This is a genomic window from Frankia sp. R82 (assembly GCF_023716925.1).
Classification (GTDB): domain Bacteria; phylum Actinomycetota; class Actinomycetes; order Frankiales; family Frankiaceae; genus Frankia.
Genome location: NZ_JAMQQG010000294.1, coordinates 1 through 14,216 on the forward strand (window position 1 = coordinate 1; position 14,216 = coordinate 14,216).

Here is a 14,216-nt window from a genome sequence, read left to right on the forward strand (position 1 = left end):
CGGTCGTGCACGCCGCGGCCGTCATCGAGCTGGCCCCGCTCGCCGGCCTCTCCGCGGCCGATCTCGCCGCCGTCATCACCGCGAAGGCGGTCGGCGCGCGCACCCTGCACGATGCGCTCGGCGACACCCCGCTGGACGCGTTCGTGCTGTTCTCCTCGATCGCGGGGGTGTGGGGCAGCGGTGACCACGGCGCCTACGCGGCGGCGAACGCCTATCTCGACGCGTTCGCCCAGTGGCGCCGCGACCAGGGTCTGGTCGCCACCTCCATCGCCTGGGGGGTCTGGGACAGCTCCGAGGTGTGGGCGAGCACCGCCACCCCGGACGGCCTCGACCTGGACCGGGTCCGCCGCCAGGGCCTGCCGTTCCTTGACCCGCAGCTGGCGATGACGGCCATGGCGAGGGTTCTCGCCGACGACGAGACGCACATCGCCGTCGCCGACGTTGAGTGGGATCGCTTCGCTCCGGTGTTCACCTCCGCCCGGCCCAGCCCGCTACTCAGCGAGATCCCGCAGGTCCGGCGGGCGCTGGGCGCGGACGGGGACACGGCGAACGGCGCCGGCACCGACCGGTCCGTCCTGACGCCGGCGGGGTCGGCGCTCGTCGACCGGGTGCGGGGACTGCCCGCGGCCGAGGCCGGCCGGGTGCTGCTGGAGCTGGTCCGGACCGAGGCGGCCGCAGTGCTCGGGCATCGGGGCGTCGGATCGGTCGACGCCGCCCGCGCGTTCCGTGAGCTGGGGTTCGACTCGCTCACCTCGGTGGACCTGCGTAACCGGCTGAGCGCGGCCACCGGCCGGCGCCTGCCCACCACCCTGGTCTTCGACTACCCGAACCCGACGGCGCTGGCCGAGTTCCTGCGTATCGACCTCGTCGGTGCCGCGGCGGCCGGCACACCGGCCGTCCCCGTTGCCGCCACGACCGGTTTCGCACCCGGTGCCGCACCGGGTGCCGCGGATGAGCCGATCGCGATCCTCGCGCTCGGCCTGCGCTTCCCCGGCGGGGTACGGACGCCGGAGGACCTGTGGCGGGTACTGGCGGCCGGCGAGGACGTCATCGGTGACTTCCCGACCGATCGCAACTGGGACCTCGACGCGCTCTACGATCCCGACCCCGACCATCCCGGCACCTCCTACACCCGCCGGGGCGGTTTCCTGCACGATGCCGGGCACTTCGACCCCGACTTCTTCGGCATCTCGCCGCGGGAGGCCCTGGCGATGGACCCGCAGCAGCGGCTTCTGCTCGCCACCTCGTGGGAGGCGTTCGAGCGGGCCGGGATCACGCCGGGTTCGCTGCGCGGTGCCCCGGTCGGGGTGTTCGTCGGCGCGAACTACCAGGACTACGTCCTCGGGGCGGCGGCGTCCCCCGACAACGCCGAGGGTCATCTGCTCACCGGGGGCGCACCCAGCGTGCTCTCCGGTCGGCTCGCCTACACCTTCGGCCTGGAGGGCCCGGCCGTCACGATCGACACCGCCTGTTCGTCGTCGCTGGTGGCCCTGCACCTGGCGAGCCAGTCGCTGCGGCGCGGGGAGTGCTCGCTGGCGCTCGCCGGCGGTGTCGCGATCATGGCGACCCCGGGGGCGTTCGTCGGCTTCAGCCGCCAGCGGGGCCTGGCCGTCGACGGTCGCTGCAAGGCGTTCTCCGCCGCGGCGGACGGCATGGGCATGGCCGAGGGCGTCAGCATGCTGGTGCTGGCCCGGCTGTCCGACGCGCGCAGCGCCGGGTATCCCGTCCTGGCCGTGATCCGCGGCTCGGCGGTCAATCAGGACGGGGCGAGTAACGGCCTGACCGCTCCCAACGGGCCGTCCCAGCAGCGGGTGATCCGCCAGGCGCTGGCCAGCTCCGGTCTGCGCGCCGACGAGATCGACGCGGTCGAGGCGCACGGAACCGGCACCACCCTCGGTGATCCGATCGAGGCCCAGGCCCTGCTCGCGACCTACGGCCAGGGCCGACCGGCGGACCGGCCGCTGTGGCTCGGATCGCTGAAGTCGAACATCGGACACACCCAGGCGACGTCGGGCGCGGCCGGGGTCGCCAAGATGATCCTCGCCCTGCACCACGGCGTGCTCCCACGGACCCTGCACGCCGAGGAGCCGTCCCCGCACGTCGACTGGACGGCGGGCGCGGTCCGGCTGCTCACCGAACCCGTGCCCTGGCCCGGCCGGCAGCGGCCACGCCGGGCCGGGGTGTCGTCGTTCGGGATGAGCGGTACCAACGCCCACCTCGTGCTCGAGGAACCACCGGCGGCGGGGCCGGGGGCAGCCGACGGTGCGGGCGATCCCACGGCCGGCCCGACCGGTGCCGTGACCGACGAGTCCGTGACCGGGCAACCCGCGACCGGGCGACCGGATCGGATCGTGCTGCCGTGGCTGATCTCCGGCCGCACGCCGACGGCGCTGCGCGCGTCGGCCGCCGCGCTGCGCACCCACCTCGCCGACCATCCCGAGCAGGACCTCGCCGACATCGGGGCGGTGCTGCGGCGGCGATCGGCCTTCGAGCACCGGGCCGCGCTGCGCGCGGGCGAGCGCGGGAGCCTGCTCGCCGGGCTGGACGCGCTGGCCGCGGGCGCGCCCACGGCCGAGGTCCGCGAGGGCGTCGCCCGCTCCGGCCGGTCGGTCGTGTTCGTCTTCCCCGGCCAGGGCACGCAGTGGGCGGGGATGGCGACCGGTCTGCTCGCGGACTCGGCGGTCTTCCGCGAACGCATCGAGCAGTGCGCCGAGGCGCTCGCCCCGCAGGTGGACTGGTCGCTGCCCGACGTGCTGCGGGGCACGGCCGGGGCGGCGTCGCTGGACCGGGTGGACGTCGTCCAGCCGACGCTGTTCGCCGTGATGGTGTCGCTGGCGGCGCTGTGGCGTTCCCACGGGGTGGAACCGGCGGCGGTCGTCGGACACTCGCAGGGCGAGATCGCCGCCGCCTGCGTCGCGGGCGGACTGTCCCTGGCCGACGCCGCGCGGGTGGTGGCGCTGCGGGCGAAGGCGCTCGGGGCACTGGCGGGGCGTGGCGGCATGGTCGCGGTGGCGTTGCCGGTCGAGGAGGTCCAGGCGCGGCTGGCGTCGTGGGCGGCGGACCTGTCCGTCGCCGCGGTGAACGGCCCGCGTTCGACCGTGGTGGCCGGCTCCACCGACGCGCTCGCCGCGCTGTCGGCCGACTGCGAGGCCGCGGGGGTGCGGATCCGTCGCATCCCGGTCGACTACGCCTCGCACTCGGCCCAGGTCGACGAGATCGGGCCGCGGCTGCGCGAGCTGCTCGCGCCGGTGCGCCCGCGGACGGCCTCGGTGCCGTTGTACTCGACGGTCACCGGTGGCCTGCTCGACACCGCGACCATGGACGCCGAGTACTGGGTGACGAACCTGCGGCGGACGGTGCGCTTCGACGAGGCCACCCGCGCCCTGCTCGCCGCCGGACACGACGTGTTCGTCGAGGTGAGCCCGCACCCCGTCCTGACGGTCGGCATCCAGGAGACGATCGACGGGACGCCGGTGGAGTCGAACGGGGACACCGGCGATCCGGTCACCGTCGCGACGCTGCGCCGCGACGAGGGTGCGCCACCCCGGATGCTCGACGCGCTGACCGAGGCATACCTGCACGGGGTCGACGTGCGCTGGCCGGACGCCGCCGGTGACGGCCCGCCGCCGGTCGACCCGCCGGTCGACCCACCGGACGTCGCGGCGGTGACGACCAGCCTGCCCACCTACCCCTTCCAGGAACGGCGCTACTGGTGGGCCCCAGCGTCACCCGCCGCGGCCGGCGACGTCGCCGCCGCCGGGATCGCTCCCGCCGACCATCCGCTGCTGGGCGGGGCCGTCGAGCTCGCGGACGGCCACGGTCACGTCCTGACCGGCCGGCTGTCCCGGCGGACGCATCCCTGGCTCGCCGACCACATGTTCGCCGGCGCCGTCCTGCTGCCGGGCACCGGGTTCGTCGAGCTGGCGCTGCGCGCGGCCGAACAGGTCGGCTGCGACCGGGTCGAGGAGTTCACCCTCGACGCCCCGCTGATCCTGCCCGAACGGGACGCGGTGGACCTTCAGCTGCGGATCGGCGGTCCCGACGACCGTGGGAACCGGGCGGTGACCCTGCACGCCCGCCCCGCGGACGACCCCGGCGCCGACTGGGTCAGGCACGCCGGTGGTCTGCTCGCCGGGGAGGCGACGGCCGGCGGGGTGGCCGGGCCCGGTCCGGCCGACGAACCCGCGTTCGCCGACCTGGCGGGAAGCTGGCCGCCACCGGGCGCCACGGCGGTGGATCTTGACGGCGTGTACGAGCGGTTCGCCGCCGCCGGCTACGCCTACGGGCCGGCCTTCCAGGGCCTGCGGTCGGTGTGGACCCGCGGGGCGGATGTCTTCACCGAGGTCGCGCTGGCATCGGACCTCCAGGGCACGGCCGGTGCGTTCGGGCTGCACCCGGCGCTGCTGGACGCCGCGTTGCAGAGCCTGTGGGTCGCCGCCACGGCCGACGAGGGTGCCGACTCCGGCGGCCAGGCCGCCCGGCTGCCGTTCTCCTGGGACGGGGTGTCCCTGCTCGCGGCGGGCGCCGGCCGGCTGCGGGCCCGGCTGAGCCCGCTGGGCCCCGACCGGACCCGCATCGTCCTCGCCGATCAGGTCGGAAATCCGGTCGCCGTGGTGGACTCCCTGGTCACGCGGCCGGTCGGAAACCAGCCCGTGGGGCTCACCGGTGTCGGTGACCGGCTGTTCGCACTCGACTGGGTCGTCTCGGCCGCCGGGGAGACGCCGCGAACGGTCCAGCCCTGGGCCGCCCTCGACGTCGGGCAGCCGGCAACCGACGGGGTCCGGGGGCTGGCGACCCGCTCGTACCCGGACCTGGACGCGCTCGCGGCCGCCCACCCGAGCACCGATCCGCCTGCGGTGGTCCTGCTGCCCCTGTTCCCCGTCGCTGCCGATGCGCGGGACGTGCCCGGCGACCCGCCGCAGGAGGTGCGGCGGGCCACCCACCGGGCGTTGGCCTGGCTGCAGGCCTGGCTTGCGGACGAGCGTTTCGGATCGTCCCGGCTGGTGCTGGTGACCCGGGGGGCGGTGGCGGCGCGCCCCGGGGAGGACGTGCGTGATCTCGCGGGCGCCGCGGTGTGGGGCCTGGCGCTCTCGGCCCTGGCGGAGGCTCCGGACCGCTTCGTGCTGCTCGACCTGGATCCCGGCGACGCCCCGGCTTCCGACATCACCGACATCACCGGCGATACCCGCGGGGCTTCTGACGATGCGGCCTCGACCGACGCTCTGGTCGCCGCGGCGCTGGCCAGCGGGGAGCCGCGGCTGGCGATCCGGGACGGCGCCGCCCGGGTCGCTCGGCTCGTCCGGGTCCCGGCCACACTGCCGACCGGCGAGGACGAGCCCGTCCGCTGGCGGCCCGACGGAACGGTCCTGGTCACCGGCGGCACGGGTGTACTCGGTGCGCTGGTGGCCCGGCATCTGGCCCACGTGCACGGGGTGCGGCGGCTGCTGCTGGTCAGCCGGCGCGGCATCGCCGCCGAGGGCGCGGCCGACCTCGTCGCCGACCTGGCGGGCTGCGGCGTGGAGGTGTCCGTGCGGGCCGGCGACGTGGCGGACCGGGCCCAGCTCGCCGACCTGCTCGCCGCCATCCCGGCCGAGCATCCCCTGACCGGTGTCGTCCACTGTGCCGGTGTCCTCGACGACGCGGTGATCCCGGCACTGACCCCCGCACGACTGGACCCGGTGCTGCGCCCCAAGGTCGACAGCGCCTGGCACCTGCACGAGCTCACCCGCCAGCTCGACCTGTCGGCCTTCGTGCTGTTCTCCTCGGCCTCCGGCGTCTTCGGCGGCCCCGGCCAGGGCAGCTACGCCGCGGCCAACGCCTTCCTCGACGCCCTCGCCCACCAGCGGCGGGCGGCGGGCCTGCCGGCGACGTCGCTGGCCTGGGGGCTGTGGGAGCAGCGCAGCGAGCTGACCGGACGGCTCGGCGACCCCGACCTGCGACGGCTGGAACGAGCGGGAGTGCGGGCCCTGACCTCGGCCGAGGGGCTGCGGCTGTTCGACGCGGCCCTGGCCGTGGACCAGGCCCTGCTGGTCCCGGTCCGCCTGGACCTCGCCGCCCTCGGTGGCCGGGCCGGGCCGGGCGGTGTCCCGCCGCTGCTGCGCGGGCTCGTGCGAACCCGTCCGCGCCGCGCCGCGGACGTGGATGCGGTGGGCGAGGACGGGCCCGACGTCCTGCGGCGGCGGTTGCTCGCGGTGTCCCCCGAAGAACGGGACGAGATCCTCGCCGAGCTGGTGCTCGGCCAGGTCGGAGCCGTCCTCGGGCACGCCCCGGGGTCCGCGTCGGCCGGGGGGCGGGCGTTCCGTGACCTGGGCTTCGACTCGTTGACCGCGGTCGAGCTGCGTAACCGGCTCGGCCTGGCCACCGGTCTGCGGCTGCCCGCGACCCTGGTCTTCGACTACCCGACTCCCGCGGCACTGGTGGGTTACCTGCGTGACGAGCTCGCCCCCGCCCCGGGCGGGACGGCCGCTGCGGGCGAGACGGCCGGACCTGGAGTACCGGGCCAGCGGGGGGCGACGGCCGGAGCGGGCGGGACGGCCGAGCTGGCAGGCGCCGTCGGGTCGGCCGCCGCGCTCGGACGCCAGGCAGCGATCGCGTCGATGGACCTCGACGATCTTGTGCAGCTCGTCCTCGGGGACCAGGAGGCGCCCGCCGCCGGCCCGCCCGGGGTTTCCGGATCGGACGGAGCCGGGGACGCCGATGCCGCGTCCCGGCCTGACGGGTGGAGTCAGTGATGGCCACGTCGACGGAGAAGGTCGTCCAGGCACTGCGGACGGCGTTGCTGGACAACGACGCGCTGCGCGAGCGCAACCGCGACCTCGCGGACGCCGCGGGTGAACCGATCGCGATCGTCGGCATGGGCTGCCGGTATCCGGGCGGGGTGCGGTCCCCCGAACAGCTGTGGCGCCTGGTCGTCGACGGCGTCGACGCGGTTGGGGCCTTTCCCACCGACCGGGGCTGGGACGTCGACGCGCTGTTCGACCCCGACCCGGACCAGCCGGGCACCCTGTACGCGGCCGAGGGCGGTTTCCTCGACGACGCCGGCGCCTTCGACCCCGACTTCTTCGGCATCTCGCCGCGGGAGGCGCTCGCGATGGACCCCCAGCAGCGGGTCCTGCTGGAGATCGCCTGGGAGGCGGTCGAACGGGCCAACATCGATCCGCACAGCCTGCGGGGCTCCGCCACCGGGGTGTTCGTGGGCGTGATGGCGACCGACTACGCCGCGCGCCTGCCCGCCGTCCCCGCCGACGTCGAGGGTTTTCTCGGCACCGGTACGGCGTCGAGTGTGGCGTCCGGACGGATCGCCTACGAGCTGGGCCTGGAAGGTCCGGCGCTGACCCTGGACACGGCCTGCTCGTCGTCACTGGTGGCCCTGCACCTGGCCTGCCAGGCCCTGCGCCGCCGGGAGTGCGGGCTCGCCCTCGCCGGGGGAGCCACGGTCATGGCGAGCCCGGGGCTGTTCATCGGGTTCAGCCGGCAGCGCGGGCTGTCCCGCGACGGCCGGTGCAGGTCGTTCGCCGACGCGGCGGACGGCGCCGGGTTCGGGGAGGGAGCCGGTCTGCTGCTGCTCGAACGGCTGTCGGACGCCCGCCGGGCCGGACGGCCGGTGCTCGCGGTGCTGCGCGGCTCGGCGGTGAACTCCGATGGGGCCAGCAACGGGCTGACCGCGCCGAACGGCCCGTCCCAGCAGCGGGTGATCCGGGCCGCGCTCGCGGACGCCCGCCTGGACCCGGCCGAGGTCGACGCCGTCGAGGGGCACGGGACCGGGACGACCCTCGGTGACCCGATCGAGGCCCAGGCGCTGCTGGCGACCTACGGTCGGGACCGGGACCCGCAGCGGCCGCTGTGGCTGGGGTCGCTGAAGTCCAACGTCTCCCACACGCAGGCCGCCGCCGGGGTCGGCGGCGTCATCAAGATGGTCATGGCGATGCGCCACGGGCTGCTCCCGCGGACCCTGCACGTGGACGGGCCCAGCCGCACCGTCGACTGGTCCGCGGGCGCGGTCCGACTCCTCACCGAGGCGACGCCGTGGCCGGCCGATGACCGTCCGCGCCGCGCGGGGGTCTCCTCGTTCGGGGTCAGCGGGACGAACGCCCATCTGATCGTCGAACAGGCACCGGTGGACGGCCCGACGGACGGCCCGCTCGGCCCGTCACCCGCCCGCGGCACCGACGGCACCGACGGGACCGACGTCGCGTCCCCCGTCCCGCTGGTCCTGTCGGCGCGCGACGACGAGACGCTGCGGGCCCAGGCCGAGCGGCTGCGGGCCCGACTGGCCGACGCGACGTCCTGGCGTCCGGCCGATGTCGGGCACACGCTGGTGACGGCCCGGGCGCGGCATCCGCACCGGGCGGTCGCCGTCGGCGCGGACCCGGGCGGGCTGCTCACCGCGCTTGCCGCGCTCGCCGACGGGCGTCCCACCCCGATGGTCGTCACCGGCGTGGCGGATGCCGCCCGGGCACCGGTGTTCGTCTTCTCCGGTCAGGGGGCCCAGTGGGCGGGGATGGCGCTGGAGCTGGCGGAGTCCTCGGCGGTGTTCCGGTCCTGGCTCGACCGGTGCGCACAGGCGCTCGCCCCGCACGTCGACTGGTCGCTGTGGGATGTCCTGCGCGGCGCTGCCGGCGCGCCCGGTCTGGACCGGGCCGGCGTCGTCCAGCCGGCGCTGTTCGCGGTGATGACGGCGACGGCCGAGCTGTGGCGGACGTTCGGGGTCCGGCCGGCGGCGGTGGTCGGACATTCCCAGGGTGAGATCGCCGCGGCCTGCGTCGCCGGGGCGATCAGCCTGCCCGACGCGGCGCTCGCCGTCGCGCGCCGTGGTGCGGCGCTGGAGGCGGAGCTCGGCGGGCGGGGCGGGATGGTCGCGGTGGCACTGTCCCGGGCCAAGGTCGAGGCGTTGCTCGCACCCTGGGGTGGGCGGCTAGCCGTCGCCGCGGTCAACGCGTCGGACTCGGTCGTCGTCTCGGGGGAGACCGCCGCCCTGGGCGAACTGGTGCAGCGCTGCGCGAGGGACGGGACGCGGACCCGGTCCATCGCCGTCGACATCGCCTCCCACTCCCCGGCGGTCGACCGGGTCCGCGACCGGCTGCTGGCCGGGCTCGGGCCCGTGCGGCCGGTTTCCGTCCCGACGCCGTTCTACTCCACGGTGGACGGCGAACGGATCGACACCGCCGCCCTCGACGCCCCCTACTGGCTGCGTAACACCCGCCAGAGCGTGGAGTTCGAGCGGGCGGTCCGCGCCCTGCTGGCCGACGGGCACCGGACGTTCGTCGAGATCGGTCCGCATCCCGTCCTGACCGCCGCGATCGGACAGATCGCCCTGGACGCCGGGCTCGACCTCGCGGGCGTGGCCGGAGCCGGGCCGGACGCCGTCCTGACCATCGCCTCGGGGCGGCGCGACGCGGGTGGTCTCGACCAGTTCCTGCTCGGGGTGGCCGCGGCGCACGTCCACGGGGTGCCGGTGGACTGGACCGCCGCGTTCACCGGCACCGGTGCGCGGCTCGTCGACCTGCCGACCTACCCGTTCCGGCGGCGCCGCTTCTGGCTGGAGGCGGACCGCGGTGCCGGCGGCGACGCCTCGTCGGTCGGTCTGGCCGCCGCCGATCATCCGCTGCTGGGGGCGGCCGTCGACTGGCCGGACGCCGGCCCGGTGGCGCTCACCGGCCGCCTGTCCCTTCGCAGCCACCCGTGGCTCGCCGACCACGCGGTCACCGGTGTCGTCCTGCTGCCCGGGACGGCGCTGGTGGAACTCGCGATCCGCGCCGGCGACCAGGTCGGACTCGACCAGGTGGCGGAACTGACCCTGGCGGCGCCGCTGATCATCCCGGCCGATGCGGCGATCCACCTGCAGGTTCTCGTCGGTGCGGCCGACCCGTCGGGGCGGCGCGGCATCGACGTCCGGTCCCGGGCCGAACCGGCCCGATCCGGCTCGGTGCCCGGCCCTGGCGACCTGGACACCGACGAGCGCACCCCGTGGACGACGCACGCGACCGGGGTGCTGTCCGGCCGGGCCACCTCCCGGCCGGACGCCGACGAGATCGGGGTGTGGCCGCCGACCGGCGCGCAGCAGGTCGACCTCGACGGCTGCTACGAGCGGTTCGCGGAGTCCGGCTTCGGCTACGGTCCGGCCTTCCAGGGACTGCGGGCGCTGTGGCGCCGGGACGAGGAACTGTTCGCCGAGGTCGTCCTGCCACCGGAACAGCACCCCGACGCCGGCCGGTTCGGTGTGCATCCGGCGCTGCTCGACGCGGCGTTCCAGGCCGTCGGCTTCCTCGGCGGGCCGGTTCCCGCCGGAGCACTCGGCCGGCTGCCGTTCTCGTGGTCCGAGGTCCAGCTGCACGCCACCGGCGCCACCACCCTGCGGGTCCGGCTCACCCCGCAGGAAGGCGACGCGGTGTCCCTGCTCGCCGTCGACGTCGCCGGCCGGACCGTCGTCTCCGTCGGCGCGCTGACCCTGCGTCCGGTGCCCGCGGGGGCGCTGGCGCGGGCGGCGGACGACGCCCGCGCCACCCCGTTCACCAGAAGCGACTGCCTGTTCCGGACCTGGTGGGCGCCGGTGACGGCGGATCTCGCGGTCCGGGGTGGATCCGACCCACCGACCGTCGCGGTGCTCGGCGCCGCGCAGGACGGCCTCGTCGAGGGGCTCGCCACCGGGCTCGTCGCCACCGGCACGCCGGCCCGGCTGGCCGAGGGGCTCGCCGACGTGGCGGCACCGGGCGTTCCCGGCCCGGATCTGGTGTTCACCTCTGTCCCCGGCGGGGACCCGGACACGGATGTTCCGGGTGCCGTCCGGGCGGCCACCGCCGCCGCGCTGGCGCTCGTCCAACGGTGGCTGGCCGACGAGCGGTTCACGTCCAGCCGGCTGGTGTTCGTGACCCGGGGCCTGGTCGCCGCGGACGGCGGCCCCGGGGCGTCGGGGCGGCCCGGGCGGGATCTCGCGACCGCCGCGGTCCGCGGTCTGGTCCGCTCGGCCCAGTCGGAGCACCCGGACCGCTTCGTCCTGGTCGACCTGGACGATCACGTCGAGTCGTACGCGGTCCTCCCGGCGGCGCTGGCGACCGACGAGCCGCGGCTCGCGGTGCACGCCGGGATGGTCCGCGCCGAACGGCTGGTCCGGCTCACCACCCCGGCCAGCGCGGCGTACGGCGGCCTGGCGGCAGACGGCACAGCGGCAGACGGCACAGCGGCAGACGGAGCCACGGGAGGTGCGCCGGTCTGGGCGACGCACGGGACGGTGCTGGTCACCGGGGCCACCGGAACGCTCGGTCGGCTGGTCGCCCACCACCTCGCCACCGCCCACGGGGTGCGGCGACTGCTGCTGCTCAGCCGGCAGGGTGCCCAGGCGGCCGGCGCGGCGGAGTTGCTCGCGCGGCTCGCCGCCCTCGGGGTCGACGCCACCCTCACCGCCTGCGACGTCGCCGACCGGGATGCGCTCGCCGACGCGCTGGCGTCCGTCCCGGCCGAGTTTCCGCTCACCGGCGTGGTGCACACGGCCGGTGCGGTCGACGACGGGGTCATCGCCGCGCTGACCCCGGCGCGCCTCGACGCGGTGCTGCGCCCGAAGGCGGACGCCGCCTGGCACCTGCACGAACTGACCCGCGACGCGGACCTGACCGCCTTCGTGCTGTACTCGTCGGCGGCGGGGGTGTTCGGCAGCGCCGGGCAGGGCAACTACGCCGCGGCCAACGCCGTCCTCGACGCCCTGGCGCTCCGGCGCCGGGCCGCGGGCCAGCCGGCGACGTCACTGGCCTGGGGAATGTGGGAGCAGCGCAGCGCGCTGACCGCCCACCTGGGCACCGCCGACCTGGCCCGGATGTCGGCCAGCGGGTCGCGACCGCTGTCGAACGAGCAGGGGCTGGCCCTGTTCGACGCCGCCCTGGCGACCACCGTGCCGGTGGCCGTGCCGATCCAGCTGACCCCCGTGGCCCTGCGCGCACGCTCCGGCCGATCGACGACCGGGGAGCGGGCCGCTGGGACAGGTATCGCTGTTGGGGCAAACATCGTGCCACCGCTGCTGCGCGGCCTCGTCGACGGCCCGGACCCCACCCGCCGGGGCCCCACCCGCCGAGTCGTCGACGCCGCTGTCGAGCGTGGCGCGTTCGCGCGCCGGCTGGCCGGGCTCGCCGAAGCCGACCGGGAGACGGCGCTGGTCGAGCTGGTCCGCGCCGATGTGGCGGCGGTGCTCGGGCATGCCAGCACCGACGAGGTGACGGCGCACCGCAGCTTCCTGGAGCTGGGATTCGACTCGCTGACCGGCATCGGCCTGCGCAACCGGCTGGCCGACGCCACCGGGCTGCGGCTGCGGCCCACCGTCGTGTTCGACCATCCGACCCCCGTCGAGCTCGCCCGGTACCTGTCCGCAGAGCTGGCCCGGGCGGCCATGGACGACGAGCAGAGCATCGACGAGCAGAGCATCGGGGTGAGCACGCCGTCGCCGGATCCCACCCACCCGGGATCGTCCGCTCCGGCGGCGCAGGCGAGCGCCGAACCGGCCACCGCGCTGTTTCGCCAGGCCACCGCCGCCGGCAAGATCAAGGTCGGGTTGGATCTCCTGCGGGACGCGGCGCTGCTGCGGCCGATGTTCACCGGCGTCGACGACCTCGCCCGGATTCCCGAACCGGTCCGCCTCGCCCGCGGGCCCGCCCGCCCGCCGGTCATCTGCTTCTCGTCCTTCGTCGCGCTCGGTGGGATCCACCAGTTCCTGCGGTTCGCGTCGTTCTTCCGCGGCGAACGGGACGTGTCCGTGGTGGCGCTGCCCGGCTTCGAGGACGCCGAGCCGCTACCGGTGAGTGTCGATGCCCTGATCGACCTGCTGGCCGAGACCGTCGCCGTCCACGGCGGCGCGGTGCCGCCCGTCCTGCTGGGCGCGTCGTCCGGTGGCCTGCTGGCCGTCGCCGCGGCGCGGGCGTTGGAACGCCGGGGACTCGACCCGGCGGCGGTCGTCCTGCTCGACACCTACCTGGCCAGCGACCAGGCCATCGCCCAGTTCCAGGACGTGCTGGTCGGCGGGATGTTCGAGCGGGAGGGGGCGTTCGTCGCGATGAACGACACCCGGCTGACGGCCATGGGCTGGTACTGCGATCTGTTCGCGGACTGGGTACCGGAGTCGATGTCGACGCCGGTCCTGCTGGTGCGGGCCTCCGAACCGCTGGTCGACGTCGCGCCCGAGGAGCTGGCGACGGACTGGCGTTCCTCCTGGGCGGGCGCCCACACCGTCCTCGACGTGCCGGGGAACCACTTCACCATCGGCGAACAGCACGCGGAGGTCACCTCCGGCGTCGTCCGGGACTGGCTCCAGAACATCCTCGGTGAGCCGGCGGGACACATCCGGGCCGAGCGCTCGTGAACGGTGTCGACGGCCATCCTCCGACGACGAAGAAAGGCCGACCATGACCGACATCGCTGTCCTCGAAAGCCTGTGGTTCCGCCGGTTCGCCGCCGCGCGGAACACCGGGATCCGCCTGGTCTGCTTTCCCCACGCCGGTGGATCGGCGACTTTCTACCAGCCTTTCGCGCGGGCCCTGGAATCCGTCGCCGACCTGTGGGCGGTGCAGTATCCGGGCCGCCAGGACCGGCGGTCGGAGCCGGCCTTCGAGAGCATCGACGACGTCGCCGACCAGGTGGCCGGGCTGCTCGGATCCACTGCCGGCCCGCCACTGGCGTTCTTCGGCCACAGCATGGGCGCGGTCGTGGCCTTCGAGGTGGCCCGCCGACTCGAGCGGGCCGGTCGGCCCGGCCCGGTCGCCCTGTTCGTCTCCGGCCGCCGGGCTCCCTCGGTGGCCCGGATCGAGCTGGTCCACCAGGGAACCGATGCCGACATCCTGAACGCGCTGCGCGAACTCGCCGGGACGGACGCGAGGATTCTCGGCGACGAGGAGATCCAGCAGATGATCCTGCCCGTCGTGCGCGGCGACTACCGGGCTGTCGAGCGGCACCGCCACATTCCCGGACCCCCACTGACCTGTCCCGTCGTCGCCTTCGGCGGGGACGAGGACCCGCACGCCTCGGTCGCGGACCTGCACGCCTGGGCCGACCACACCACCGGCGCTTTCGAGGCACACGTCTTCTCCGGTGGCCACTTCTATCTGGTGAACGAGCGCGATGGCGTTACGGCCGCCGTCGCGGAAAACCTGGCCGCCCTTACCGGCCCGGTCGGCGGTAGCCGGAAATAAGCACAGTTCCGTTGTTGACGCCGCCCCGGGCGGCGCCGAACGAAAGGATGA

The 14,216-nt window shown here is 75.5% G+C and carries 3 protein-coding genes; all 3 read left to right on the forward strand.

Annotation, left to right across the window (positions count from 1 at the left end; genetic code table 11):
• The coding region (locus ND747_RS23040; protein WP_251736282.1) for a type I polyketide synthase at positions 1–6,731 on the forward strand (6,731 nt) is incomplete at its 5' end.
• Positions 6,731–13,339 (forward strand): type I polyketide synthase, encoded by a 6,609-nt coding sequence (locus ND747_RS23045; RefSeq protein ID WP_251736283.1) that lies wholly within the window; start codon positions 6,731–6,733, stop codon positions 13,337–13,339. The genes ND747_RS23040 and ND747_RS23045, both read left to right, overlap by 1 nt.
• Before the next feature lie 43 nt (positions 13,340–13,382).
• Positions 13,383–14,165 (forward strand): thioesterase II family protein, encoded by a 783-nt coding sequence (locus tag ND747_RS23050; RefSeq protein WP_251736284.1) that lies wholly within the window; start codon positions 13,383–13,385, stop codon positions 14,163–14,165.
• The last annotated feature ends 51 nt before the right edge of the window (positions 14,166–14,216 follow it).

Bases quoted from the DNA above. Each gene is read 5' to 3' on its own strand.
- ND747_RS23045 (WP_251736283.1), top strand. From the start codon at position 6,731: ATGGCCACGTCGACGGAGAAGGTCGTCCAGGCACTGCGGACGGCGTTG.
- ND747_RS23050 (WP_251736284.1), top strand. From the start codon at position 13,383: ATGACCGACATCGCTGTCCTCGAAAGCCTGTGGTTCCGCCGGTTCGCC.